23 protein-coding genes are annotated in these 26,953 nt (G+C 64.8%); 12 read left to right on the top strand and 11 right to left on the bottom strand.

The genetic code is table 11. The annotated features are described in order from the left end of the window. Positions 1-3: 3 nt before the first annotated feature. Together I6F09_RS21950 and I6F09_RS21945 are read right to left on the bottom strand one after the other, a co-directional pair. Positions 4-954 carry an ABC transporter permease gene (locus I6F09_RS21950; protein ID WP_036013130.1) on the bottom strand — a complete coding sequence of 317 codons (951 nt, stop codon included), beginning with the start codon at positions 952-954 and terminating at the stop codon, positions 4-6. A 27-nt stretch (positions 955-981) separates the two neighbouring features. Beyond that, the gene (locus I6F09_RS21945) at positions 982-2,673 is read right to left on the bottom strand and encodes a peptide ABC transporter substrate-binding protein (protein ID WP_225189023.1); all 1,692 of its coding nucleotides are present in this window, start codon (positions 2,671-2,673) and stop codon (positions 982-984) included. Positions 2,674-2,892: 219 nt separating this feature from the next. Here I6F09_RS21945 and I6F09_RS21940 point away from each other — a divergent pair, with 219 nt between their 5' ends. Continuing rightward, positions 2,893-3,525 carry a cupin domain-containing protein gene (locus tag I6F09_RS21940; RefSeq protein ID WP_225142245.1) on the top strand — a complete coding sequence of 211 codons (633 nt, stop codon included), beginning with the start codon at positions 2,893-2,895 and terminating at the stop codon, positions 3,523-3,525. 29 nt (positions 3,526-3,554) lie between these two features. Here I6F09_RS21940 and I6F09_RS21935 read toward each other — a convergent pair whose 3' ends face one another. Further along, positions 3,555-4,580, bottom strand: coding sequence for an AraC family transcriptional regulator (locus tag I6F09_RS21935; RefSeq protein WP_225189022.1), 1,026 nt, complete (start codon positions 4,578-4,580; stop codon positions 3,555-3,557). A 188-nt stretch (positions 4,581-4,768) separates the two neighbouring features. Here I6F09_RS21935 and I6F09_RS21930 point away from each other — a divergent pair, with 188 nt between their 5' ends. The 6 genes from I6F09_RS21930 (at position 4,769) to I6F09_RS21905 (ending at position 13,539) form a co-directional block, all read left to right on the top strand. Continuing rightward, the gene (locus I6F09_RS21930; RefSeq protein WP_036027225.1) at positions 4,769-5,218 is read left to right on the top strand and encodes a cupin domain-containing protein; all 450 of its coding nucleotides are present in this window, start codon (positions 4,769-4,771) and stop codon (positions 5,216-5,218) included. A gap of 97 nt (positions 5,219-5,315) precedes the next feature. Next, on the top strand, positions 5,316-6,806 hold the full coding sequence (locus I6F09_RS21925) for an NAD(P)/FAD-dependent oxidoreductase (protein WP_225189021.1): 1,491 nt from the start codon (positions 5,316-5,318) through the stop codon (positions 6,804-6,806). Between the two features lie 82 nt (positions 6,807-6,888). Continuing rightward, entirely contained in the window at positions 6,889-7,962 is a 1,074-nt protein-coding gene (locus tag I6F09_RS21920) for a hypothetical protein (protein WP_225142243.1), read from the top strand. Between the two features lie 67 nt (positions 7,963-8,029). Beyond that, entirely contained in the window at positions 8,030-9,010 is a 981-nt protein-coding gene (locus I6F09_RS21915) for an NAD-dependent epimerase/dehydratase family protein (RefSeq protein ID WP_225189020.1), read from the top strand. A gap of 167 nt (positions 9,011-9,177) precedes the next feature. Beyond that, on the top strand, positions 9,178-10,374 hold the full coding sequence (locus I6F09_RS21910; protein ID WP_057026060.1) for an efflux RND transporter periplasmic adaptor subunit: 1,197 nt from the start codon (positions 9,178-9,180) through the stop codon (positions 10,372-10,374). 12 nt (positions 10,375-10,386) lie between these two features. Next, the gene (locus tag I6F09_RS21905; protein WP_225142238.1) at positions 10,387-13,539 is read left to right on the top strand and encodes a multidrug efflux RND transporter permease subunit; all 3,153 of its coding nucleotides are present in this window, start codon (positions 10,387-10,389) and stop codon (positions 13,537-13,539) included. On the opposite strand, the gene I6F09_RS21900 is transcribed toward I6F09_RS21905, so the two are convergent. After that, entirely contained in the window at positions 13,536-15,803 is a 2,268-nt protein-coding gene (locus tag I6F09_RS21900; protein WP_225189019.1) for a cation:proton antiporter, read from the bottom strand. The genes I6F09_RS21905 and I6F09_RS21900 overlap by 4 nt on opposite strands. A 391-nt stretch (positions 15,804-16,194) precedes the next feature. Next, a complete protein-coding gene (locus I6F09_RS21895) occupies positions 16,195-17,367 on the bottom strand; it encodes an MFS transporter (protein ID WP_225189018.1) in 1,173 nt (390 codons plus the stop codon). A 61-nt stretch (positions 17,368-17,428) separates the two neighbouring features. Here I6F09_RS21895 and I6F09_RS21890 point away from each other — a divergent pair, with 61 nt between their 5' ends. Both I6F09_RS21890 and I6F09_RS21885 read left to right on the top strand, forming a co-directional pair. Then, entirely contained in the window at positions 17,429-18,280 is an 852-nt protein-coding gene (locus tag I6F09_RS21890; protein WP_036027245.1) for a helix-turn-helix transcriptional regulator, read from the top strand. A 224-nt stretch (positions 18,281-18,504) separates the two neighbouring features. Beyond that, complete coding sequence (locus I6F09_RS21885; protein WP_225189017.1) at positions 18,505-19,857, top strand: malonyl-CoA decarboxylase; 1,353 nt, start codon at positions 18,505-18,507, stop codon at positions 19,855-19,857. 308 nt (positions 19,858-20,165) lie between these two features. Here I6F09_RS21885 and I6F09_RS21880 read toward each other — a convergent pair whose 3' ends face one another. From I6F09_RS21880 to I6F09_RS21855, 6 genes are all read right to left on the bottom strand, one after another. Next, positions 20,166-20,453: a GIY-YIG nuclease family protein gene (locus I6F09_RS21880; protein WP_036007372.1), complete on the bottom strand. Its 288-nt coding sequence runs from the start codon at positions 20,451-20,453 to the stop codon at positions 20,166-20,168. A gap of 359 nt (positions 20,454-20,812) precedes the next feature. Then, positions 20,813-21,982: a D(-)-tartrate dehydratase gene (gene tarD / locus I6F09_RS21875; protein WP_225189016.1), complete on the bottom strand. Its 1,170-nt coding sequence runs from the start codon at positions 21,980-21,982 to the stop codon at positions 20,813-20,815. A gap of 161 nt (positions 21,983-22,143) precedes the next feature. Beyond that, positions 22,144-22,386, bottom strand: a complete 243-nt coding sequence (locus I6F09_RS21870; protein WP_036007363.1) for a DUF3297 family protein — start codon at positions 22,384-22,386, stop codon at positions 22,144-22,146. 11 nt (positions 22,387-22,397) lie between these two features. Next, positions 22,398-22,874, bottom strand: coding sequence for a glutathione peroxidase (locus tag I6F09_RS21865; protein WP_036007360.1), 477 nt, complete (start codon positions 22,872-22,874; stop codon positions 22,398-22,400). Between the two features lie 2 nt (positions 22,875-22,876). Then, a complete protein-coding gene (locus I6F09_RS21860) occupies positions 22,877-24,277 on the bottom strand; it encodes an amidase family protein (protein WP_225123999.1) in 1,401 nt (466 codons plus the stop codon). A gap of 232 nt (positions 24,278-24,509) precedes the next feature. After that, positions 24,510-24,767 (bottom strand): hypothetical protein, encoded by a 258-nt coding sequence (locus tag I6F09_RS21855; protein WP_036007354.1) that lies wholly within the window; start codon positions 24,765-24,767, stop codon positions 24,510-24,512. Between the two features lie 262 nt (positions 24,768-25,029). On the opposite strand from I6F09_RS21855, the gene pqqA reads away from it, so the two are divergent. From pqqA to pqqC, 3 genes are all read left to right on the top strand, one after another. After that, positions 25,030-25,110 (top strand): pyrroloquinoline quinone precursor peptide PqqA, encoded by an 81-nt coding sequence (gene pqqA, locus I6F09_RS21850; protein ID WP_007595659.1) that lies wholly within the window; start codon positions 25,030-25,032, stop codon positions 25,108-25,110. 130 nt (positions 25,111-25,240) lie between these two features. Then, positions 25,241-26,170 carry a pyrroloquinoline quinone biosynthesis protein PqqB gene (gene pqqB, locus I6F09_RS21845; protein WP_225189015.1) on the top strand — a complete coding sequence of 310 codons (930 nt, stop codon included), beginning with the start codon at positions 25,241-25,243 and terminating at the stop codon, positions 26,168-26,170. Further along, positions 26,167-26,946, top strand: a complete 780-nt coding sequence (gene pqqC, locus I6F09_RS21840; RefSeq protein WP_036007348.1) for a pyrroloquinoline-quinone synthase PqqC — start codon at positions 26,167-26,169, stop codon at positions 26,944-26,946. The genes pqqB and pqqC overlap by 4 nt, the downstream gene beginning before the upstream one ends. Positions 26,947-26,953: the final 7 nt, after the last annotated feature.

Below are 26,953 nucleotides of genomic sequence, written 5' to 3'. Positions count from 1 at the left end.
GCTTCAGCCCACCCGGATGCGCGGATCGACGACGGCATAGAGGATGTCTGCCAGCAGCGAGCCGATCAGCACCATCGTCGCCGAGAACATCAAGATGCCCATCACCACGGGATAGTCGCGGTAACCAATCGAATCCAGGAACAGGCGGCCCATGCCCGGCCAGGTGAACACGGTCTCCGCCACCAGCGCACCGCCCAGCAGCGTCGGAAACTGCAGGCCGGCGACCGTGATCATCGGCAGCAGCGCGTTGCGAAGCGCGTGCACCGTGAGAATGCGCCATTCCGGCATGCCCTTGGCGCGTGCAGTGCGGATGTAGTCCTGGTTGATGACCTCGAGCATCGAGGAGCGCATGAAACGGCCCCACATCGCGGTCTCGACCAGCGCCAGCACCATGGCCGGCGCGATCAGATGATGCAGCAGGTCGAGGAAGGAGCCGTCGCCAATGGTGTGCCGGTTGCCCGCCGGCAACCAGCCGAGCTTGACCGAGAAGACGTAGATGGTGACGAGGCCGAACCAGAAGGTCGGGATCGACAGCGCGATCATGGCGCCGACGGTGGCAAGCGTATCGAACAGCGAGTAGCGGCGTAGCGCGCCAAGGATGCCGATCCAGCAGCCGAGCAGCACGGCGATGATGGTCGCCGTCGCCATCAGCTCCAGCGTGGCGCCGAGATGCGAGGAGATCACCGACAGCACCGCCTCGCCGTCGCGATACGACTTGCCCCAATCACCCCGCACCATGCGGCCGAACCAGTCGAGATATTGGACCAGCAGCGGACGATCGAGGCCGAGCTGCCTGGTGACGCGGTCGAGATCCTCCTGCGTCATCTGGCTTGAGACGGCAAACTGCGACAGCGGCCCGCCGGGCGCCAGATGCAGGATGGCGAAGCCGATCCCCGAGACGATCACCAGCAGCATGATCGCCTGCGCCAGGCGATTGACGACGTAGCGGGCCATCTCAGGCGATCCGACCAGCCCGAGACATCAGGCCCAATACCATTCGCGGATGTTCCAGCAATTGATGGAGGTGTTGATGTTGGGACGGAAGCCTTGCAGCCCCTCCTTGATGCCCTCGGCGATGAAGCCCTGGAACAGCGGCAGGATGGCGAGGTCGTTGCGGATCAGCTTTTGCAGCTCGCCATAGGTGGCCTTGCGTTGCGCCAGGTCGAATTGCTTGGCGCCTTCAGACAACAGCCGGTCGGCCTGCGCGCTTTGATATTGATAAGTGTTGAAGCCGCGGCCGCCCTTGGCGGGAATGGCGCCGGAGCCGAAGCGCGGCGTCACGTCGGGGTCGCTGCCCAGCATGAAGTTCACGCCGACGATCACTGAATTGAACTTCGATTGCTGCCAGAAGTCGCCCCAGATCACGGCCGCCGGCATGTTGCTGACGCGCATCGCCGCGCCAATGGCCCGCCAGTCCTGGATCAGGAGCTGCTGGCACTGTTCGCGCACGGCACTGCCCGCCGTCGTCGAGTTGGTGAATTCGAGCTTGACGCCGCCCTTCTCGCGAATGCCGCCGGAGCCGCGAACCCAGCCCGCGGCGTCGAGCAGCGCGTTGGCCTTGGCAGGATCGTATTTGTGCTGCGGCAGACCCTGCTGGAACGACCAGGCCTGCTGCGGCACGAAGCTCTCGGTCTGCGTCGGCAGACCGTAATAGAGCGCGTCGATGATCGCCTGCTTGTTGATGCCGAGATAGAGCGCCTCGCGCACGGCACGATCAGTGAAAGGGCCAAAATCCAGGTTCGGCGCGATATGCTCTACCGAGGAGGTCGAAGAGACGAAGATCTTGCGGCCCTTCAGCGTCTTTGCCTCCTGCACGAAGTTCGGCAGGATGCCTTGCAGGCCGGTGTAGTCGACCTGACCGGTGCGGAACTGGGTGTAGAGCACGGTGAGATCAGGGATGTATTTGAAGACCACGCGTTCGAGGTACGGCCCCTTGCCATGATAGCCGGTGTGGGCGTTCAGCTGGATATGGTCGCCGGGCACGCGCTCGCCCCAGCGAAACGGGCCGGTCCCGACAGGCGCATTGTGGAACGGTGAGGCATTCGGATCGGACACCTTCTCCAGGATGTGCTTGGGCACGATGAAGGTGAACGACGCCAGGATCGACATATAGGGCGAATAGGGCGCTTCCATTCGCCAGTGGATCTCGTCGGACGCCACGACGGTGATGTCCTTGACGAGGCTATGGCCGACCCGGCTGCGCGCACGGAATGCGGGATTGTTGATCAGCTCGATGGAGAATTTGACATCCTCCGCCGTGAACGGCGTGCCGTCGTGCCACTTCACGTTATTGCGCAGCTTGATCTTCCAGGTCAGGCCTTCGGCGGAGAGGCCGCCATTCTCGATGGTCGGGACTTCGCGGGCGAGGTCGGGGACGAACTTGCCATCGGGCTCGATGTACCAGAGCGGCGAGAACACCTGCCACCAGATGCCCTGATCGACCTCGATGCCCGGCATCAAGGGATGAAAGACGGTCGGCTCTTGCGACAGCGCCGCAATCACTTGGCCACGCGGCTTGCCCGGCGGATTGGTGGGACGTTCGGTCTGCGCGGAAGCGTTCCCTGAAAGCGTCCAGCCTGCGGCCGCGCCCGCGCCGAGCTGGAAGAATTGACGGCGATTCGGAATGCCGAGATGTCCTGCCCCAACGCCGAACTTGCCGGTGTCGTCCGCCATGACCCACTCTCCGTTTCCGCACGCGGCACCGTCTCCCGCGCCCCCGAGACCCCGGCAAAGGGACAGGAGTGGGCTTTAGTGCTTCTAAATTTTTCTCCCAAAAGTTCATCACGACTAAATACAGCTGTCAATCGCATTGCTAGAATGCGCCAGCTTTTCACTCTGACTGAAGGCGCGGGGCTCGATCCCCGACGCTGAGATGATGCATGGGAGAGCGACATGGATGGTCGCGGCGACACGAACAGTCTGAAGGACGCTCCGACGACCGAGGCCGAAGATGCGGTCGACCAGCGCCTGGGTGAAACAGTGCGGCTGCTGCGTCAGCGCGCCGGCCTCTCGATCCAGGACGTCGCCAACAAGACCGGCCTGTCGACCGGCATGATCAGCCAGCTCGAACGTGCGCGCGCGATGCCGTCGATCCGCACGCTGCGCCTGCTCTCAATCGCGCTCGACGTTCCCATCTCCTATTTCTTCGAGAGCAGCGATCCTGCCGAAGCGCCGCGCTACACCGTGCGCAAGAACGCCAGGCGGCTGCTGCGGCTCACCGCCAGCGGCGTCGTCAAGGAAGCGCTGACGCCGGAAGGCAATGGCCAGCTCGAGCTCTACGAGCTCACGCTCAATCCCGGCGCCTCCTCCGGCACCGACTTCCTGCAGCACACCGGCGAGAAGGCGGGCTACATCCTCTCGGGCAGCCTGCGGCTGTGGCTCGACAACCAGGCCCATGTGCTGGAAGCCGGCGACAGCTTTCGTTTTCCGAGCATCGTGCCGCACATGTTCGACAACCCGACCCAGCAGGTGGCGCGCGTGATCTGGGTGACGACGCTGCGCCAGACCGACTCGCCGGCGGGTTGAGTCCGGCATCAAGGTCTGGCGAGACGGATCTAGCTCATCCTTCGCCGCAGCGTGGCTGACGGCGTCTCGCCGAATTTCTCGCGGTAGGCGCCGGCCATGCGGCCGAGATGGGTGAAGCCGAGATCGAAGGCCATCTCGGTGATGGAAACATCGGGTGCGGCTTGCGCGAGGCGCGCATTGAGGCCGGCGAGGCGCATGTCGAGCAGCATCTGCGAGATCGACACGCCGAAGTGACGGCGGAAGCCGAGCTGCAGCGCGCGGATGCCGATGCCGGAGGCGCAGGCGAGCTGCGCGAGGTCGAGCGGCTCGCCGGCATGGTCGGCAAGGTGGTCGCGCGCGGCGCGAAGGGCACGCGGCAAACGCTCGGCCTGTCCTGAGAAAGTTTCAATCGCATCCGACAGGCCATGCCGCTGCCGGTTGAGCAGATGATCGAGCAGCGCTTCGCGCCAATCGGCCATTGCGGCCGGCGACAGCCGGCCTGATGGTCCGAGACGCTCGGCGAGTGTCATCAGCTCGGCGAGCCTCGTCTGCAGGGCCCGCCCGGACGGCGCATCCAGCTCGATCACCGGATCGAACTCGACCACCCCGGTCGCCCTGCCCGACAAGGCCGCGGCGCGCTGCTCGACCATGCGGCGATCGAGCAGCAGGATCGCCTGCGCACAATCGCTCCACATCATCCGGGTCGGAATTGTCGGCGACAGCAGCGACGCGATCCGGTCCGGGGCCGCATCGAGCTCACGGCGACCGGCACGAATGCGGGCGCTGCCAGCAAGCGGGACCTGCACCAGGAAGAAGCGCTCGAGGCAGCCCGGATGGATGCTGACCGCTCCGCCATAGGCGACGTAGTTGATGGAGAAACCCTCGAACGCCGCGCAATTGTGCCGGGCCGAGAAGCCGGCCGCGCGCGCCTGTGTCGGCTTGAGTTCATGCGGGCAGAAGATGCGCCCGATCTGCTCGGCCGCCTCGTCGACGTCATCAGTGGTGACGCGGGCGAAGGCCGCAAGCCGTTCGGCTGCAGAGGCTGTTGCGCTCATTTCCAGCTCGGCTGCGGACATCGTCGACCATGCTTCGCGCCCGGAATTCCTTTAAGCCTATAATAGTTCCGCGGGGGCGAAAAGGGCCGGAGCTCGCAAATTCGTCGTGCTGCATGGCAATAGGTTCATCCGGATTCGTTTAGCGGATAGACAGGCGGTCCGTCCTCGGACGATGCTCCGTCCCCGCCGGAATCCATGAGGAGCAAGCCATGACTGCACTCGAAAAAGGCATCACCGCGAACGGGAAAGGCTACGGCGGCAAGAGCTGGAACATCCTTGGCCAGGTCTATTTCCCCAAGGCCGTCACCGACTCCACTTTCGCGTTCGAGACCAACAGCGATCCCGGCCAGTTCGTGCCGGTGCATATCCATCCGACCCAGGACGAGTTCATCCTGGTGCAGGAAGGCACGCTCGATCTCAAGCTCGACGGTCAATGGGTCAAGGCCAATGCCGGCGACCTCGTGCGCATGCCACGCGGCATCCCGCACGGCTATTTCAACAAGTCCGACAAGCCGTGCCGCGCGCTGTTCTGGGTCTCACCGATGCAGAAGCTGGAGGCGCTGTTCAACCAGCTGCACAATCTGACCGACCCGGCCGAGGTCGTGCGCATCTCGGCGCTGCATGAGGTCGACTTCCTGCCGCCCGAGGCCAACGACTAGCCGTCGCCGCTTCCTCCGCTTCCATCGGCTTGCAGTCCGGCCGGCCGCGCCTTGCGGCCGAACGCGGCCGCTTGCGCGCAACACATCGAGCAAACCCATGGTCAGCCCAAAACATGTCTGCGTGATCGGCGCCGGCGTCTCCGGCCTTGCCGCCGCGAAAGCATTCTCCACCCGAGGCCACCGCGTCACGATCGTCGAGCGCAGCTCGGATCTCGGCGGCGTCTGGGAGCCGGCGCGCTCCTACCCCGAGGTGCAGACCCAGAGCCCGAAGGAGCTCTACCGCTACACCGACCGTGCCATGCCGGATGCCTATCCGGAATGGCCGACCGGGCCGCAGGTCCACGCCTACCTCGCCGACTATGCCAAGAGTTTTGGCCTCGAGCGCATGCTGCGGCTCAACACCGAGGTCGCCGGCATGGCGCGCCGTGCTGACGGCAGGCGGGGATGGACGCTCGCCTTGAAGGACAAGAACGGCACGACCACGAACGAGGATTTCGATTTCGTTGCGGTCTGCACCGGGCAGTTCAACGAGCCGCGCGAGCTGCATTGCCCCGGCGAGGACGGCTTTCTGGCGCAGGGCGGCCAGATCCTGCACTCGTCGAAATACGGCGATCCGACCCTGGCGAAGGAACGCCGCGTCGTCGTGCTCGGCGGCTCGAAGTCCGCAACTGACATCGCCGTGAATGCGGTGAAGTCAGGCGCGCGCGAGGTCACCATCGTGATGCGTGAGCCGGTCTGGCGCATTCCCTATTTCATCGGCGGTCTCGTGAACTTCAAGCGCATCCTCTACATCCGCGCGCAGGAGGAGATGTTTCCGGGTTGGGGCATCAGCACGATGGGACGGCTCGCGCACCGCCTCGCCGCGCCGCTGGTCTGGGCCAATTGGCGCGGGCTGGAGAGCCTGTTGAAGGCGCAGCTCAAGCTCGGCCGCTGCAACATGGTGCCGAAGGAGCGCATCGAGGACGGCGTCAACTGCTCGGTGCCCATCGCAACGCCGGGCTTCTACCCGATGGTCGCCGACGGCCGCATCAAGGCCGTGTTCGGCACGTTCGACCATTATGAGGGCGACAGCATCGTGATGAGTGGTGGCGAGCGCGTGGGCGCCGACGTCGCCGTGCTCGCGATCGGCTACAAGCTCGGCGTGCCGTTCCTGCCCGAGGCCTACCGGCAGAAACTGGTCGATGCCGACGGGCAGTACCGGCTCTATCGCCTGATCGCCAATCCGGATCTGCCCGAGCTCGGCTTCGTCGGCTTCAACTCCTCGTTCTGCACCGTGCTCTGCGCCGACCTCGCGGCGAACTGGCTGGTGCGTTATGCCGACGGCCAGCTCGCGAACCAGCCGACGGCACAGGCGATGCGCGACAACATCGAGATGATGCTGCACTTCAAGCGCGTCGAGCGGCCGGCCGCGGGCGTCTATGGCGGCCTCTGCGTCGCCCCTTATCACTACCGCCATTTCGACGAGCTGATGGCCGATATCGGCGCGAAGAACCAGAAGACCGGCGGGCTCAAAGGACGCTTCCAACCTCCGGATGCGGATGCTTACGGCAAATTCCTCGCGACGGCGCCGGACTATCGGGCGGCGTGAGAGGAGAATTGCGGCAGCTCGCCTCCGGAGTCTACGATCTCGCTGGCCATCGAATCGACGGGAACCAGCCACAGGATCGGTCATGGGATCGAGACGACTTGCCGCCGCGGCCCTTGCGGCTGTTGCCATCTTCGGCGCGGTGCCCACCGTTGCGCAAAAGGCGGCGCCGACGCCACAGCAATCGGAGGCGCTCGCGGCTTACGAGCGCGCGCTCGGCGACTTCAAATCCATCCTCACTGAGCGGCGGCGCCAGATCGAGGCGAAGGAGCCGCTGCCGAACCTGCCGGGACAGGCGCTCTATCTCGCGCGCGTCGCTGTGATCAGCAGCTACAAGGACCTCACCGACGTCATGCCGTCGCGGATCGGCCGGCCGAACAAGTTCGAGATTCCTCCGGCCTATTTCGATGCCGAGATCGAGCCGCTGGTCGAGGAATACGGCAGGCTGTTCGACCTCATGGAGGCGCCGCCTGCCAACGCGCAGAGCTCGCCGACGCCGTTCGAGGACGTCGTCGATCTTGCGGTCGCGATTGCGCGCGCCAAGGGCCTCGCTCCCGAACACGCCGAAGCTGCCGGGCGGATCAGCCTCGGGCTGTTCTTTGCGGAGACCAACGGCAAGCAGAATGTCCGCAATGCACGCTCGAACACCTATATGGGCAGCTTCCAGACAGGCCCCTCCGAAGACCGCAACGGCCGGCGGAAATGGGAGAAGATCAAGGGCGACGTAGCTGCGATCGACCCGGGCTTGAGCGCGCGAGACGACAAGGAGGAGGCGCGTGCCCGCGGCACCGATCAGCGCTTCAACCACTGGACCAACGTCCGCAACGGGTTGATGAACGCGCACTCCGATCTGTTCCGCGAGATTCCGGGTATCGTCAAGACGCTGCCTGATACGATCGACCAGATGAAGCTTTTCCAGCTGATCCAGATCGTTCCAACCCCGACGCGGTCCGCGCTCAAATCGGGCGATCTCCTGAATTACCGGGTGTCAAGCCCCAGAATCATGGGATACCTGCGCAACAACAGCATCTTTGCCTTCGGACGGGCCGACCGGGCGAAAACCTCGGCAAGCTATCGCGAAATCTTCGCCGCGATGTGGCTGTTCAACCGGAAGTTCGAGAAAGCGATGGCGAAATACGCCGAGATCAGGACACGCTGAGAAAGCGGGTTGCAACTGCCAGCGCAGGTTGTAGTCTCGCGGTGGCATCGACCCCACGGACCATTTCATGCGCATTCTCGTTCTCGGCGGCAGCCAGTTTCTCGGCCGGGCGATCGCAAGCCATGCCTCCGCTGGCGGGCATGACGTGACCTGCGCGGCCCGCGGCCTTGCGGGGCCGATTGCCGCCGGCGCCCGCTTCCTGCGGATCGACCGCGACGTGGCCGACGGACTTGCGCCGCTCGCGGGTGAGACATTCGACGCCGTGGTCGATGTCTCGCGTCATCCCGGCCAGGTCCGTCGCGCAGTCGCCGCGCTGAAGCGGCCGGGCGTGCATTGGACCTTCGTCTCGACGATCAGCGTCTACGCCGACAACCGCATCCCGGGGCAACGCGCCGACTCCGCGCCGCTGCGCGAGCCTGTTGCGGGAGAGATCGAGCACAGCACCGAGGCGATCTACGGCGCAGCCAAGGTCGCCTGCGAACAGGCGGTCGGCGATGATGCCTTCATCTGCCGCGCCGGACTGATCGCAGGCCCCGAGGACCCGACCGGACGGTTCGCCTATTGGCCGGCGCGGCTTGCGCGCGGCGGCGAGGTGCTGGCGCCGGGATCGCCGGAGGATGCGGTCCAGTTCATCGACGTGCGCGATCTCGCGCCATGGATCGTGCATGCGGCAGAGAGCGGTCTCGTCGGCATCTATGACGGGATTGGGCCGATCCGCACGCGCGGCGGATTCCTGAGCGAATGCGCTTCCGCGCTGAACGCGTCCTGCACCTTCACCTGGATCGATCGCGCCTTTCTGGAAGCGCATGACGTCAGGCGTTGGGCGGGCCCGCGGTCCTTACCGATGTGGCTGCCATTGCCGGACTACGCCGGCTTCCTGACGCGCGATACCTCGCCGGCACGCGCGGCCGGATTGACCTCGCGACCGCCGGGAGACACCGCGCGCGATACGCTTGATTGGCTCAACGCCGTCAACGGGCCCGTCGTCGGTCTCACTGCCGAAGACGAGAAGGATGTGCTCGCGGCGTGGCATGCGCGCCAGCTCTAGGTGCGGACGGGCCAATCGTTCGCAAAGCGCCTTGTCGTGACAAATCTGTCAAAGGCCACACTGCCGTTTTCGGTGCAAGACCCGTGACCGCCATGGCTATGGTGTTCCACGACTGCCCGTTTGTTGGTAGCCTGCCGCACCGACAGACAGCAATCGGGGACCACCGAATGAGCCGCGCAAATCCCGCATCTCCCGCACGACGCAATGGAGCAGCGAGGAAACATATCGGTCGGGCACTCGCCGCAACCGCGGCATTGGCTGTGCTCGCCGGCTGCGAGGACAAGAACACGTTCGTGGCGCCGCCGCCGCCCAAGGTCGACGTCGCGACGCCGGTGCAGCGTCCGGTGACGCGCTACATCGAGGCGACCGGCAACACGGCACCGATCAAGAGCGTCGATCTCGTCGCGCGCGTGCAAGGCTTTCTGCAAACGATCGACTATCAGGACGGCACATTCGTGAAGCAGGGCACCCAGCTGTTCACGATCGAGCCTGAGACCTACAAGCTCAAGCTCGAGCAGGCGCAGGCGGCCGAAGTCGGCGCGCAGGCCTCGCTCCGGCAGGCGGAGGCCGACTACAAGCGACAGGCCGAGCTGGTGCAGCGCCAGGCGGTCTCGCAAGCCACGCTCGACACCTCGACCTCGAACCGCGACAACGCCCAGGCCAATCTGCAGCAGGCCCAGGCCAACACCAAGCTCGCCGAAGTCAATTACGGCTACACCAAGGTCACGGCACCGTTCGACGGCATCGTCAGCGCGCACATGGTCTCGATCGGCGAGCTCGTCGGCGTCTCCTCGCCGACCCAGCTCGCCACCATCGTGGCGATGGACCCGATCTATGTGAACTTCACCGTCAACGAGCAGGACGTGCTGCGCATCCGCGCCGAGGCGACCCGTCGCGGACTGACGCCCGCGGACATGAAGCACTTCCCGATTCAAGTGGGGCTGCAGACCGATACCGGCTACCCTCATGAGGGCAAGCTCGACTACGTCTCGCCGACCCTCAACCAGTCGACCGGCACGCTGGCCGTGCGCGGCCTCGTTCCCAACGACAAGCGGGTGCTGCTGCCTGGCTATTTCGTCCGGGTCCGCGTGCCCTTCGACCAGGAGAAGAGCGCCCTGCTCGTTCCCGACACCGCGCTCGGCAGCGACCAGGGCGGCCGCTATCTCCTCGTCGTCAACAGCGACAACGTCGTCGAGCAGCGCAAGGTACAGATCGGCCCGGTCGACAACGGCCTGCGCGTGATCGAGAGCGGCCTGAAGCCAGAGGATCGCGTCGTGACCGCGGGGCTCTTGCGCGTCATCCCGGGCCAGAAGATCGACCCGCAGGTGACGAAGATCGAGCAGACGCAGGCCTCGAGCAAGTAGGGGCTGCCAGCCATGATCTCAAAGTTCTTCATCGAGCGGCCGGTCCTCTCGAACGTCATCGCGCTGTTGATGATCCTGATCGGCGGCGTCGCGCTGTTCAATCTCGCCATCGCGCAATATCCCGACGTGGTGCCACCGACCGTGCAGGTCACCACGCGCTATCCCGGCGCCAGCGCCAAGACCGTGATCGATACCGTGGCGCTGCCGATCGAGCAGCAGGTCAACGGCGTCGAGGACATGCTCTACATGCAGTCCTACAGCGGCTCCGACGGCACCTACACGCTGACCGTGACCTTCAAGATCGGCACCGACCTCAACTTCGCGCAGGTGCTGGTGCAGAACCGCGTCTCCAGCGCATTGTCGCAATTGCCGCAAGCCGTGCAGAACCAGGGCGTCACCGTGCAGAAGCGGTCGACCTCGATCCTGCTGTTCGTGACGCTCACCTCGCCGGATGCGAGGTACGACAGCCTCTACTTGAGCAACTACGCCACCATCAACATCCGCGACGAGCTCTCGCGCCTGCCCGGCGTCGGCAACGTCACCGTATTCGGCGCCGGGCAATACTCGATGCGGATCTGGCTCGATCCCAACAAGCTGCAGGTGCGTGGCCTGGTGCCGCAGGACGTGATCCAGGCAATCCAGCAGCAGAGCCAGCAGGTCGCCGCCGGTCAGGTCGGCGCGCCGCCGACGCCGCCGGGACAAGCGTTCCAGTACACGCTGAACGTCAACGGACGGCTCGACGATTCCGGCCAGTTCGAGAACATTATCGTCAAGACGGGCACGAGCGGCGACGTCACGCGGGTGCGCGACGTCGGCTGGGTCGAACTCGGCGCGCAGACCTACAGCCAGATCTTCTCGCTCAACAAGCAGCCCGCGGTCGGCATCGGCGTGTTCCAGTCGCCGGGCGCCAACGCGCTGCAGGTCGAGCAGGCCGTCGAGAAGAAGATGGCGGAGCTCGCCAAGCGCTTCCCCGAAGGCATCAAGTACGACACGCCGTTCGACACCACCAAGTTCGTCGAAGCCTCGGTGCACGAGGTCTATATGACCCTGATCGAGGCCGGCCTGCTGGTGCTGGTCGTGATCCTCATCTTCCTGCAGGACTGGCGCGCGATGCTGGTGCCGGCGACGACCGTGCCTGTCACCATCATCGGCGCCTTCGCCGCGATGGCGGCACTCGGCTTCACCATCAACATGTCGACGCTGTTTGCGATCGTGCTCGCGATCGGCATCGTGGTCGACGACGCCATCGTCGTGGTCGAGGGCGCCGCCCACAACATCGAACAGGGCATGAACGGCCACGACGCCGCGATCCGCGCGATGGACCAGCTGTTCGCGCCGATCGTCGGCATCACGCTGGTGCTGATCTCGGTGTTCCTGCCCGCTTCGTTCCTCGCCGGACTGACCGGGCGCATCTACTCGCAATTCGCGCTGGTGATCGCCGCGACCGCCCTGCTCTCCGCCATCAACGCCGCGACCTTGAAGCCGACGCAATGCGCGCTGTGGCTGCGGCCGGCCGTGCCGCCGGAGCAGCGCAATTTCTTCTATCGGGGCTTCAATGCGGTCTACAACCGCGTCGAGCGCGGCTACACAAGGCTGATCACGTTCCTCGTGAAGCACGCCACCATCTCGGTCGCGTTCGCACTGCTGATCATCGCCGCCAGCGGCTATGGCCTGTCGCGGGTGCCGACCGGCTTCCTGCCGATCGAGGACCAGGGCTATCTGATCGCCGCGGTGCAGCTGCCCGACGGCGCCGCGCTGGAGCGGACGCAGGCCGTGCTCGACAAAGCGAGCGGGCTGATCAAGGACACGCCCGGCGTGGCGCAGGTCATCACCATCGCCGGCATCTCCGCGCTCGACAACAGCGCCAGCCTCGCCAATGCCGGTGTCGCCTACATCATCCTGAAGGATTGGGACGCGCGTAAAGGGCCCGGTGAGGATCTGCGCTCGCTGGTCTTTGGCCTGAACGACAAGCTCGCTGATATCATGGAGGCGCGCACCATCGTGTTGCCGCCGCCGCCGATCCAGGGCATCGGCAACGCCGCCGGCTTCTCGATGCAGGTCGAGCTGCGCGACGGCAACAGCGATTTCGCCAAGCTGCAGGCCATCACCGGCGCGATGGTCACCAACGCTCAAAGCCAGAGCGCGCTGCAGCGCGTGCAGTCCTCGTTCCGCTCCTCGGTGCCGCAATTCAACGTCGAGATCGACCGCGTCAAGACTCAGACGCTTCATGTCACCACGGATCAGGTGTTCTCGGCGCTGTCGACCTATCTCGGCTCATCCTATGTCAACCAGTTCAACAAGTTCGGCCGCGTGTTCCAGGTCTACACCCAAGCCGATCCCGCGTTCCGCGTCACCGAGCGCGACATCGCCAACATGCAGGTGCGCAACTCGAACGGCGACATGATCCCGCTCGGCACCGTCGCCAAGATCACGCCGGCCACGGGGCCGTCGCTGATCAGCCTCTACAATCTCTATCCGTCGTCGACCGTGATCGGCCTGCCGGCGCAGGGCTATTCGTCGGGCCAATCGCTGAAGCTGATGGAGGAGATCGCGGACAAGACGTTGCCGCCGGGCACCGGCTATGAATGGACCGCGATGTCGTATCAGGAGAAGGCGGTCTCGAACCAGATCTACTGGGTGTTCGGGCTCGCCATGCTGCTGGTCTATCTCGTGCTCGCCGGCCAGTACGAGAGCTGGTACGCGCCGATCTCGGTGATTCTCGCCGTGCCGCTGTCGCTGCTCGGGCCGATGCTGATCCTCTCCGCCCTCAAGATCGACAACAACCTCTATTGCCAGATCGGCCTGATCCTCCTGATCGCGCTGTCGGCCAAGAACGCCATCCTGATCGTCGAGGTGGGGCTCGAGCTGCACGGCCGCGACGGCAAGCCGATCATCGAATCCGCGATCGAGGCCGCGCGCGCCCGCTTCCGGCCGATCCTGATGACCTCGTTCGCCTTCATCCTCGGCGTCGTCCCGCTGGTGCTCGCCACCGGCGCCGGCGCCAGCGCGCGCAAGTCGATCGGCATCACGGTATTCTCGGGCATGCTGGCCTCGACCTGCCTTGCGGTGCTGTTCGTGCCGGCCTTCTTCGTCGTGGTGCAGCGTTTCGAGAACTGGCGGTCGTCGAAGAAGAAGCCGCAGGCGGTGGCGGAGGTGAAGCCCTAACCCTGCTCCGCCGGCGCCTGCCGCGCCTCGCCGCTCGAGACCAGGAGCACCGAGACCTTCGACTGTCGCAGCACTGCATCGGCGACGCCGCCGAAGGAGAGATGGTCGGCCTGGATCCGGTCAACGCCCATGACGACGAGGTCGACGTCGGTGGTGTCGATCTCGCGCAGAATCGCCGCCTCCGGCGCGCGGTTCACGCGCAGGGTCGTGGTGATGTCGACGTCGTAGCGGGCGGCGAGATCGCTGGTGTCCTTGAGGATGCCTGTCTCCTGGCTCAACCCGCGCGAGCTACCGCGCTGCGCACCCTTGTCGCGCGTCGTCGCTACATAGACCACCCGAAGAGAACCTGAGCCGGCCTGCGCCAGCGCCACGGCGACCTCGGCACCGCGCTTGGAGACGGCGCTGCCGGACACGGGAACGAGGATGTTGAGCGCCTCGGGCATCGGCTGTTTCAGGTGCTTGCCCTTGGCGGCCACGATCGCAAGCGGTCCTTCGAACTTCGCGGCAATATCCTCGACCTTGCGATCGAAACGGTCCTTGGTGGCGGCGACCTTGGCGATGCCGACGACCAGGAGATCGAAGCCCTTGCGCGCCTCGTCGGCAATGGTCTCGCCAAGCTCCGCGCGCCTGGTGCGGCTGATGACATCGACGCTGCCGGCATCGTTGTCGCTGTTGGCGGAGACGGTTTCGGCCGCCTTCTTCACCACGGCTTCGTGGCTCACTTCCTCGCCGCGCCCCTTCTCTTGTTCCTCGGCGCGCTTGCCGATATGCAGCACCGTGATCGGCAGGCCGCGCATGCCGGCGATCAGTCCGGCGACATGCGCGGCGAAGGTGGCGTTGACGCTCTCGTCCACGGCGAGCAAGGGACGTTCGAGATTGGCGACGAAGCCGCGCCTCTCGAACTCCTCGCGCTCCAACCGCTCCTTCTCCTCCGCGCTCATCGGCAGCCTGGCCAGCGCCGCGCGCAGCATCGGCGGCATCGCCATCGTGGTCACGATCGCCATCGTCACGATCATCGTGAACAGGTTCTGGCTGAGCACGCCGATCGACAGGCCAATGGTCGCGATGATGACCTCGGTCGAGCCGCGCGCGTTCATGCCGCTGGCGAGGGCCAGCGACTCCCTCCCGTTCAACCCGCCCACGGTGCCGCCGACGAACGCGCCACCGAACTTGCCGACGCTGGCGATCACGACGAGCAGGCCGGTGAGCATCAGGAGGTTGGGATCGCGCAGCACCGTGAGATCGGCGCTTAGCCCGGCGAGACCGAAGAACACCGGCATGAAGAAGCTTGAGATCAGCCCGCGCAGGCGCTCGTCGATCTGCCGCGTCAGGATCGGCGATTCCCCGACCAGGATGCCGGCGACGAAGGCACCTAATACGGTGTGGACGCCGATCAGATGCGTGATCATCGCCATGACGCTCATCAGCAGCAGGATCACGGAGATGACCGCGGCCGCGCTGACGAGATTGTCGTTGGCCCAGCGGATCAGCTGGAACACCAGGCGGCGGCCGATGGTGAAGCTGACCGCGAGGAAGGCGAGCGTTCCCAGCACCGACTTGGTCACGGAAGCGATGTCGAGCGAGCCTTGCGAAGCGAGGCTGAAAATGACGGCGATGATGATCCAGCCGATGGTGTCGTCGATCACGGCGGTCGCGACGATGATCTGCCCAACGTTGCGGCGCATGAAGTTCATCTCGCGCACGACGACCGCGACGATCTTCACCGAGGAGATCGACAGCGCCGTGCCCATGAACAGCGACGCCACCAGGCGCTCCTGCGGATTGGGCAGCAGCGCATCCGGCAGGAACTCGCCGAGTGCGAAGCCGCAGGCGAACGGCACGACGATGCCAGCGATCGAGATCGCGATCGCGGCCCTGCCCACCTTCCGGACCAGCTTGAGGTCGGTTTCCATGCCGGTCAGCAGCAAAAGCAGCAGGATGCCGAACTGGGCGATGCCGGCGATCATCGCCTTCTGCTCGGGCGTGTTGGGAAAGATCGCGGCTTGCGCCTCGGGCCAAATCCAGCCGAGCAATGACGGCCCCAGGATGATGCCGGCGAGCAGCTCGCCGATCACTGAGGGTTGGCCGACGCGCATCATGATCTCGCCGAGGCCGCGACCCACCGCGATCAGCAGGACGATCTGCGCCACCAGCAGGAATTCGGACGGGCCGGCCGATTTGCCCGCTTCGGCGCCGGCCGCAATGGTGGTGAGGATGAGCGCCGCGGGGACGAGGCCGACCGGCCGGAGCAAGGTCCACAGCATGCAGGCGTCATTTCCCCTTTACCCGGCCCCGCTGTCGGGGCCACGGGGATAGAACCCGCGGGAGGCGGCGGGAGTTCCTGCCGCGCACGACGGGACGGAGGGGGCAAAAACGCCAAACGCGAAAACAACCCCATGCACAGTAGGGATGCCGTTGAAAACTTTCAAAAAGTTCGGCTTTGCCGAAACGGCTTGCTCCGTCGGGCAAAACACTGGCAGAATGGCATCGTGGGTGGCATGGCGAGGGTGCCTCCTCATTCTCCGTCATTCCGAGCGCAGCGACTTGTCCGCCGAAGCCTTGGCGAAGGCGGAAGCAATCCAGAATTTTTCCGCGGCGGCAATTTGGATTGCTTCGTCGCAAGGGCTTCTCGCAATGCGGTGGAGAGAGTCTCCCTCACACCACCTGCGGCGTGCGGATCTCGCGCGGCAGGATCAGCGCGGCGGCGATGGCGAGCAGGCAGAGGGCGGCGAAGGCGTGCAGCATGGTGACGAATCCGCCCCGCTCATAGAGCCAGGCGACCAGACCGACGGAGGCGCCGGCCGCGGTGAAACCGACGAAATAGCGCACGGCATAGGCGCGCGAACGCCACTCTTCCGTGGTGTATTTGCCGACCATGGCGTCGTTGACCGTCACCTGCCCGAACGCACCCATGACGATGCCGATCGAAACGACGATCAGCGGCAGGTTGGACAGGCTCGCGGCCAGATACAGGAATGGCGCCAGCATGAAGGAAAGTGGCAGCGCCACCGTCTTCAGGGAGTAGCGGTCGAGCAGCCGGCCGATCGTGTACTGCGTCATCGCGCCGAACACGTAGACGCCGGCGGCGATGACCCCGAGCAGCGCCGGGCTTTTGGTCAGGTCCGCAAGCCGCTCGGCGAACAGCTTTGGCAGCGCCACGGTGACGGCGTTGAAGGTCGTGGAGATCGCGATCACCACGATCAGCAGCGCCAGGATCACGCGCCACATGTCCCGTTTGGCCACCCGCGCCTGCGCCGCCGCTTGCTTCGAGCCCTTGCGGTCCTCATGTACGATGGTCAGCGCGAAGGCGATGCCGATCAGGACCGTAACCGCGCCAGGAACGATGAACGCAAAACGCCAGCCGAGATATTGGCCGATCACGCCGGTGACCAGGGCCGACGACGCCACGCCGAGATTGCCCCAGACGCCGTTGATGCCCATCTCGCGGCCGAGCCGATCGGCGTAGGACACGATCATGGCGGTGCCGACGGGATGATAGATCGACGCAAAGATGCCGATCGCAAGCAGCGCGGCGCCGAGCTGCACGGGGGTCTGCAGGAAGCCGACCGCGATCATCGAAAGGCCGATGCCGACGAAGAAGATCAGCATCATGTGCCGGCGGCTCCAGCGATCGCCCAACCAGCCGGTGAGCAGCGAGCCGGCGCCGAAGGCGACGAAGCCCGGCGTCGCGTAGGGCAAAAGTTCCGAATAAGCCATGCCGAGCGCCGGGCCCATGATGATGACAGCGGCGGCGAAGATCAGCATCGAATAATGGTCGATGAAATGACCTGCGTTGACGAAACCGATGACCCGACTGGGGCTGTTCATTCCCGAATCCTCTCCTGCTCCGAAATGAGTTATATGTCCTCCCCATGACGGGATGCTGCCAATGACTGTCTTGGAAACGCCAATCCTGCGGGAGGTCCGGAGCAACCACCGCTCGCCCGCGGGCGTGCACCTGGTCGCCCGCGACTATCCCAAGGGGATGCGGATCGATCTGCACATGCACCGCGAGGCGCAGCTGATCTATGCGGCAAAGGGCACGATGCAGGTGACGACGCCCGCCGGACGCTGGCTGGTGCCGCCGGACCGCGCGGTCTGGGTGCCGGCCGGGCTCGAGCATGCCATCGACCTGCTGGCCGACATCGAGATGCGCACGCTGTATTTCGACCTGTCCTGGCTGAAGCGCGAGCAGCGCTATGACGGCCTGACCAGGGAATTCGTAGTGCGGGTGTCGCCGCTGCTCAATCAGGCGATTCTCGCGCTGTTCGACGGGCGCAACACCGAAGAGCGCACCGAGCTCCTGGTGCGCCTGGTGATGCTGGAATTGCACCAGGCCGAGGATTCCGCGACCTTCGTGCCGCTGCCGCGCGAAGCGCGCTGCCGCCGCGCGGCGATGATCGTGCTCGACGATCCCACCGGCCTGCACGACATCGACACGCTGGCGCGCGCGGTCGGAACCTCCGCGCGTACGCTGTCGCGGCTGTTTTCGAGCGAGACGCAGCTGAGCTTCAAGAGCTGGTGCCAGCGCGCGAGGATTGCGGCGGCGATCGAGCGGATATCGACGGATGCGAGCGTGTCGGTGAAGCAGCTCGCGACCCAGCTCGGCTATGCCAGCGTGCCGGCGTTCTCGGCCGCATTCCGCCAGGTGACGGGTCGGACGCCGACGGAGTTTGCAGCACACGCGGTGTCGTCGCCCGGCTTGACCGGGCGACCCAGTACGCCGAGACGGCTCGGCTAGAATCGAGAAGCTGCGGCGTACTGGATGCCCCGGTCAAGCCGGGGCATGACAGCGCGTTGGAATGAGCACTGCCCGGCACATCATCGACCCGTTCCGGCATGCCCTCATTCTCCAAACGCACGGCGGAGCGAAAGATGCCGCATTCGCCTGCTTGATTGTGATCGGCTTGCACCCAAATCCCGTGTAAGCTTGCCGCATCGCACAGACCTGATACGAAAGCCCCGATGGCCAACGCCTTCTTCTCCGACCTGCTTGCCACCATCTCCGAGCGCGGCCGCACGTTGCTTCGCCGGGGGGACGCCGCCGATACCAAGCATGATGCCGACGGACTGCTCGAGCTCTGCGATGCGCTGCTGTCGGGCCGGGGCGAAGCCTCGGGCACGGCGATGGCGCGCGAGGTGCTCGACATCTACCGGGAGCTGGACGCTGCGGGACGCCGCGCCTTCTTCGAGGGATTGGTGCGCGATTTCGGTCCCGACCGGGAGCGCCTGTCCAAGGCGATCGAGACATGGCGGGCCGCGCCCAGCGACGAGGACGCAAGCTCGCTGCACTTCGCTTCCGAGCCGCGCCGGCAGGAGCTGATCCGGCGGCTCAACCGCGCGCCCGGCGGTACCGGCGATCTCGTCAACATGCGCGCCGATCTGCTCGGCATGATGAACGGGCACACCGATCTCGCCGCGCTCGACCGCGACGTCTCGCATCTTCTTTCTTCGTGGTTCAATAGGGGGTTTCTCGTGCTGCGCAGGATCGACTGGTCGACGCCGGCCAACATCCTCGAAAAGATCATCCGTTATGAGGCCGTGCACGAGATCTCGGACTGGGATGATCTGCGCCGCCGCATCGATCCGGTCGACCGGCGCTGCTACGCCTTCTTCCATCCTGCGATGGTGGACGAGCCCTTGATCTTCGTCGAGGTGGCGCTGACCGAGACGATCCCCGGCGCGATCCAGCCCCTGCTCGCAGTCGACCGCCAGCACCTGCCGATCGAGCGCGCGCGCACCGCCGTGTTCTATTCGATCTCCAACACCCAGCGCGGCCTGGGCGGCATCTCCTTCGGCAGCTTCCTGATCAAGCAGGTGGTGGAAGAGCTGCGCCGCGAGTTGCCGAAGCTCGACACCTTCGTCACGCTGTCGCCGGTGCCGGGCTTCATGGCCTGGGTTAAGCAGGACAAGGATCTGCCGCTGTCGGACGAGGACCGCGAGGTGCTGAGGCGCCTCGACGATCCCAGATGGTTCGAGAGCCCGGAGACGGCGGCGCTGCTCCGCGCCGTGCTGGAGCCGCTCGCGGCGCACTATTTCCTCAAGGCGCGCACGCCGAAGGGCAAGCTGATCGATTCCGTCGCCCGCTTCCATCTCGGCAACGGCGCTCGGCTGGAGCGCATCAACTGGCTGGGCGACCTCTCGCCCAAGGGAATGCGCGAGTCCGCCGGCGTCATGGTCAACTACCTCTACCGCCTCGACGACATCGAGAAGAACCACGAGGCCTATGCCAATGACGGCGAGGTCGTGGCGTCGAATGCGGTGAAGAAGCTGCTGAAGGGCGAAGGGCGAAGGCTGCTGGATATGAGGCTGTCGTAGGGGGCGGACGCTTACCACATCGTCATTGCGAGCACAGCGAAGCAATGCCGCCGTGGAAAGATTCTGGATTGCTTCGCTGCGCTCGCAATGACGGAGTGTGGGGCGACAGCTTGCGAAACCCAACGACCGCCCGCTGCAGGCTCGGACGACGACCGGATGACTTCCGCTCCCTCCCCGTCGTTGCGAGGAGCCCTTGCGACGAAGCAATCCAGACTGCCTCCGGGGAGAGATCCTGGATTGCTTCGCTACGCTCGCAATGACGGAGGACGTGGCAGCGGCTCGCCGAGTAGCCGCAGATCTCCTGCCGGTCAGATCAGCGTCTCGTACAAATCGTCCCAATTCGGATTGAGGCTCTCAATGAGCGCAAGCTTCTTCGCCCGGCTGCCACCTTTGATCTGCTTCTCGCGCACAATCGCGTCGGACATGGTCGCGTTCAGCTCGTACCAGACGAGGAGCTTGCAGCCGTACTTCGATGAAAAACCCTTTACCAGTCCTTCGCGATGCTCGAACGCGCGGCGCGGCGGATTGGAGGTGACGCCCGTGTAGATCGTTCCGTTGCGACGATTGGCGAACATGTACACGCAGGGTTGCTTCATAATCGTACTCGGCTGAGGACAGCTTCTACAATAGCACAACCAGGAGATGACTACGAGGCTTTCGCCAGCGTCATTGCGAGGAGCCGTTGCGACGAAAGCAATCCAGACTGCCGAAGCGGAAAGACCCTGGATTGCTTCGCTGCGCTCGCAATGACGGAGTGTGTGGCGACAGCTCGCGCAATTCGGCACATTGGGCTGCGGGCCAGACGCCCGCGAGCGGCAGTGGCCCCTCCACCGTCATTGCGAGGAGCTCTTGCGACGAAGCAATCCAGACTGCCTCCGCGGAAAGATTCTGGATTGCTTCGCTGCGCTCGCAATGACGGAGTGTGTGGCGCGGACGTCGCGCTCCAACGATACTCCTACTCCGCCAGCGCCTGCATCTCCTTGTAGAGATCGGACTTGCCTTCGAAGCCGATGCCTGCAAGCTCGGGCATGGTGATGTGGCCGTTCTCGACGCGGACGCCGTCGGGGAAGCCGCCATAGGGCTGGAACAGGTCGGGATAGCTTTCGTTGCCGCCTAAGCCGAGGCCGGCGGCGATGTTGAGCGACATCTGGTGGCCGCCGTGCGGGATGCAGCGGCTCGGCGACCAGCCGTGGGTCTTCAGCACCTCCAGCGTGCGCTGGTATTCGCACAGGCCATAGGACAAGGCGCAATCGAATTGCAGCCAGTCGCGGTCGGGGCGCATGCCGCCGTAGCGGATCAGATTGCGGGCGTCCTGATGGCTGAACAGGTTCTCGCCCGTCGCCATCGGGCCCGGATAGAATTCGGCGAGCGCGGCCTGCAGCGCGTAGTCGAGAGGATCGCCGGCTTCCTCGTACCAGAACAAGGGATAGTCACGCAGCATCTTGGCGTAGGCGATGGCGGTCTCCAGGTTGAAGCGGCCGTTAGCATCGACGGCGAGCTGCGCGTCCTTGCCGATTTCCTTCAGCACTGCCTCGATGCGCCTGCGGTCCTCGTCGATATCAGCGCCGCCGATCTTCATCTTGACGACATTGTAGCCACGATCGAGATAGCCGCGCATCTCGGCCCGCAGCATCGAGAGATCCTTGCCGGGATAATAGTAGCCGCCCGCGGCGTAGACGAAGACGCGCGGATTGGCTTTGACGCCGTGGCGTTCGGCGAGCAGACGGAACAGCGGCTTGCCCGCGATCTTCGCCACCGCGTCCCACACCGCCATGTCGATGGTGCCGACCGCCACCGAGCGCTCGCCATGGCCGCCCGGCTTCTCGTTGGTCATCATCGCGGCCCAGACCTTGTCGGGGTCGAGATTATCGCCTGATACGTTCAGCAGCGACTTGGGATCAGCTTCCGTGATGCGGGCGGCAAAGCGCTCGCGGATCAGGCCGCCCTGCCCGTAGCGGCCGTTGGAATTGAAGCCGTAGCCGACGACGCGCTTGCCATCGCGGACGACGTCGGTGACGACGGCGACGAGGCTGGTCGTCATCTTCGTGAAGTCGATATAGGCGTTGCGGATCGGCGAGGAGATCGGTTTTGTAATTTCGCGGACGTCGACGATGCGGACGGACATGGGGTGGGCCTTCAGTGGTTTTGCGAGGAGCGAAGCGACGAAGCAATCCAGACTGCCTCGGCGGAAAGATCCTGGATTGCTTCGCTGCGCTCGCAATGACGAGGAGAGAGTGCGCGCTCCTCGCAATGACGAGGAGCGAACGGCGCGCGCTCAGGTCAAGCCTATTTCTTATCCCTGAAATACGGCTCCACCGGACCGTGCACCTTGATGGTCAGCGGGTTGCCGTGGCGGTCCTTGGCGTTCCCTGCGGTGACGCGGACCCAGCCTTCGCTGATGCAGTACTCCTCGACATTGGTCTTCTCGATGCCCTTGAAGCGGATGCCGACGTCGCGCGACAGGATCTCCGCGTTGTAATAGGGGCTGTTCGGGTCGACCGACAGGCGGTCCGGAAATTCGTCGCTCATGATTGTCTCGCTCACAACAGTGTTTCGATTTGATTGCGCAATCCTTCGGGCCGGGCGGTCGGCGCGTAGCGCGCGACCACGCGGCCCTCACGGTTCACCAGGAATTTGGTGAAATTCCATTTGATGGCGGCGCCGAGAAGCCCGGATTGCTGGCGTTTCAGGTACTCGTACAGAGGATGCGCCTTCGGCCCGTTGACGTCGATCTTCTCGAACAGGGGGAAGGTGACGTCGTAATGGGTCGAGCAGAATTCCTGGATCTCGCTCGCCTGCCCTGGCTCCTGCGCGCCGAACTGGTTGCAGGGAAAGCCGAGCACCGAGAAGCCGCGGGGAGAGAGGTCGCGATGGAGATCCTCGAGGCCGCGATATTGCGGCGTGAAACCGCATTTGCTCGCGGTGTTGACGATCAAGAGCACCTGCCCCTCGAAACGCCGCAGGGCGACCTCCTCGCCGGCCAGCGAGTTGGCCTTGAAGTCGTAGATGGCGGTCATCGCTAGCCCACGGGATCGATCGGCGATGGCGGCACGCCGCCGGCCTCGATCGCTTCGCCGGCGAGCAGGCACAGATCCTCGCGATAGCGGCCAGAGACGATGTGCACGCCGACCGGCGCCCTGCCGACGAGACCTGTGGAGACCACGAGGCCCGGCAATCCCATGAAGGGAATCGCGATCTGCGGCAGCTGCGCTTCCCAGACCCGCTTGAAGGAATCCTCGTCCTTGCGGTCGAGATGGTCGGGGAACGGCAATTCGCCGGAGACCGGCGTCAGCAGCACGGCGTATTTTTCGAAGAACAGCATCCAGTCGCGGGTCAGCGTGGCTCGCCGGGTCAGCGCCTTGGCGTAATTGGCCTGATCCATCGGCGTGACCCTGGCGCGGTTGCCGCGCAGGCAGGCCAGTGCGCCGGGATCGCCCTCGCGCTCGGCCATCTCCAGCTGCGCCTCATAGCCGTCACCGAGCCAGAGCTTGATCTGCCATTCCACCGCTTCGCGCATCGGCGGCGTGTCCTCGATCACATCGACGGTCCAGCCCGCACGCTCCAGCCGCTTGCCGGCATCGCTCACCGCGGCCTTCACCTCCGGTGCGGTGGCAAGGCCACTCGGATTGAGGCACAGCGCAGCGCGCTTGTCCCGTGCGGGTCCTTGCAGCGGCACCGGCGCGAACCAGGGATCGCGGATGTCGCGGGCCGACATCGCTTCAAGCGAGATGCGCAAATCGTTGACCGTGCGCGCCAGCGGGCCCGAGACCGCCATGATCTGCGGACCGATCGGGCGCTCCGGCAGCGCCGGGTTGAAGGCGGGAATGCGTCCGAGCGTCGGGCGCAGACCGTGCACGCCGCAGGCATAGGCGGGATAACGGATCGAGCCGGCGATGTCGGTGCCGTGCGCGATGTGGCCGATGCCGGCCGCGACCGCCGAGCCGGCGCCGCCGGACGAGCCGCCCGGCGTCAGCGAAGCGTCGCGGGGGTTCTTGGTGTCGCCGTGGATGAGATTGGTGGTGAACCAGCGGTAGGAGAAGGCCGGGCAATTGGTGCGGCCGAGCAGGATGGCGCCCGATTTCCGGAAATTGGCGACCACCGGATTGTCCTCGCGCGCGATCAGGTCGCGCTGCAGCTTGAGGCCGTTGGTGGTGGCAAAGCCTTCCTGGTCGACATTGGCCTTGATGGTGACGGGCACGCCCGCGAGGACGCCGGGGTCCTCGCCCCGGCTAATTGCGGCATCGACGGCATCGGCCTGCTTGAGCACGTCATCCGGCCGGTGGTCGATCACCGCGTTGAGCTGGGGATTGACGGCATCGAGCCGCGCGAGACCGGCCTTGGCGGCCTCCCTGGCGGAGACTTTTTTGGACCTGACGAGGGTGGCGAGGTCGGCGGCCGACAGGCGCCAGAGATCTTGCATGGCTTGCTCCGTATGACAGGCGTCTTTTAGCGCCGGGAACGCGGCAAAGCCATGCGGATTTCGGGGGGTGAAAGGCGGGTTTTGCGCCGGGCGTTGCCTCATTCTCCGTCATTGCGAGGAGCCCTTGCGACGAAGCAATCCAGGCTGCCTCCGGGGGAGGGATTCTGGATTGCTTCGCTACGCTCGCAATGACGTGGAGAGAGCGGTGAGCCCGTTACCCTACCGCGTCCGGCTAATGCCTCGTCGCGGACTGGTCCGGCATGTCGAGCAGCGCTTCGGTGAAGGGAAACTCCAGCACGATCTCGCCGTCGGCGTCGGTGACCTCGATGACGGCCTCCAGCAGCGCCGGCTGGGTTCCTTCCGACTTCACGACCTCAAGGATCATCTGGCGCGCGACCTCCCAGGCGCGATCGGGGTTGCGCAGGTCCTCGCCGTCAGGATCCACGATCAGTTCGTCGCCGATGCGGGTGTTGAAGAAATATCTGGGCATGCCTGATCCAATGGGGTCGTCTGTCGCCGATGAGAAGCCGGTCCTTACTCACAACTGGTTTATCCCGACAGGGATCACGACCTATCGGCAATTTTGCGTATCTGATCCGCTCATCTTTGCGGCCGCAATACGCCATCTTTGCAGTGCAACAATTCCCGCAGCCTACTACCTAGGTCGGGAAAATTTCACTGGCGAACTTTGCCGTCCGCACTAATTTGTCCAATGGGCGGATACGTCCGAATTCGCGAAAATGGAGAGCCAAATGGCCTGGAAAGCCCCTAAGATCGTCGAAGTGCCCTGCGGCATGGAAATCAATATGTATGTGAGCGCCACCCGCAAGTAAGCGGCTGGTGGAAACGCGTTCTGCGCAGGTGGTTCTTTCCGTCACGATACGTTTCCGGCAGAGAGAAACCTTGTCCGAAACTGTCTCGGCCTGAGATCCACCTCGCCAATTCGCCTCCAGGAGACGGATCATGCTTCGCGTCGTCGTCCTGGGCGCCGGGGCCGGCGGCGGAGTTCCGCAGTGGAATTGCGGCTGCGAAGGCTGCCGCGCGGCTCGTGCGAAGGGACAAGAGCTGTTTCGAACCCAGGCTTCTGTCGCCTTCAGCGGCGACGGCGAGCACTGGTTCCTGATCAACGCCTCACCCGATCTTCGCCAGCAATTGAACGCCACGCCGCAGCTGCACCCAAAGGCGGGCGCGCTGCGCCACACGCCGATTGCGGGCGTGATCTTGACCAACAGCGAAGTCGATGCCGTGGCCGGCCTGCTGTCGATGCGCGAAGGTTCGCCCTTCACGATCTATGCGCACGAGAAGGTGCTGGCGATCCTCAGCTCCAACAGCATCTTCAACGTGCTGAACGAGAAGAACGTGCGACGCCAGCCGATTGCTCTCCGCGAGCCGTTCGAGCCGCGGCTGCCCGACGGTGCGCGCTCAGGGCTCGAGGTGCTGCCCTTTGCCGTGCCGGGCAAGTCGGCGTGGTATCTCGAAGGCAAGGCGCATCCGGGCGGCGAGAGCGGCGACGGCGACACGCTGGGCCTGAAGATCACCGACAAGGCCACGGGCAAGTTCTTCTACTTCATCGCGGCCTGCGCCGAGGTGACCGACGCGCTCAAGGCCGAGATCGACGGCGCTTCACTGGTGTTCTTCGACGGCACCGTCTGGCGCGACGACGAGATGATCAGGGCTGGCCTCGGCCACAAGACCGGCAAGAGCATGGGCCATGTCGCCATGTCCGGCGAGGACGGCGCCATCGCCCGGCTGGCCGATCTCAATATCGACAGGAAGCTGTTTCTGCATATCAATAACTCGAATCCGGCGCTGCTGCCCGGCTCGCCCGAGCGCAAGCTCACTGAGGAGGCGGGCTGGCAGATACCCGCGGATGGAACGGAGATCGTGCTGTGAACGCCGCATCACTGACTGGAATGACCGCACTCTCGATCGGCAAGGACTTGAAGCTCAACTCCGCCGAGGAGCTGGAGGCAACGCTGCGCCACATCGGCGCCACGCGTTATCACAGCCTGCACCCGTTCCATAAGCTGCTGCATGGCGGCAAGCTGAACAAGGGCCAGGTGCAGGCCTGGGCGCTCAACCGCTACTATTACCAGAGCACCATTCCGATCAAGGACGCGGTGGTGATCTCCCGCTTCCGCGACCGCGCCACGCGGCTGGAATGGCGCCATCGCATCGAAGACCATGACGGCGATGTCGACAGCGAGGGCGGCATCGAGCGCTGGATCAAGCTGACCGAAGGGCTCGGGCTCGACACCGCTTACGTCGAATCCACCGAAGGCATTTTGCCGGCGACGCGCTTCGCGGTGGAAGCCTATGTGCACTTCTGCCGCGAAAAAAGCCCGCTGGAGGCGATCGCCTCCTCACTGACCGAGCTGTTCGCGCCCAACCTGCATGAGGAGCGCATCGCCGGCATGTTGGAGCACTACGACTTCGTCAACCCGGATATCATGAGCTACTTCAAGCGCCGCCTGACCCAGGCGCCGCGCGACGCCAATTTCGCGCTCGATTATGTCAAGAGGCACGCCACGACGCCGGAGCAGCGCGCGCAGGTCTGCAACGCGCTGATCTTCAAGACCAACGTGCTGTGGGTGCAGCTGGATGCGCTCCAGCACGCCTATGTCGAGGGCCACATTCCGCCGGGCGCGTTCGTGCCCAAAGCGAGCTAAGGATTAA

The organism is Bradyrhizobium sp. IC3195 (assembly GCF_020193585.1).
Lineage (GTDB): Bacteria > Pseudomonadota > Alphaproteobacteria > Rhizobiales > Xanthobacteraceae > Bradyrhizobium > Bradyrhizobium yuanmingense.
Note: the sequence above shows the minus strand (reverse complement) of the source record. Positions and strands in the feature narration are given on the sequence as shown.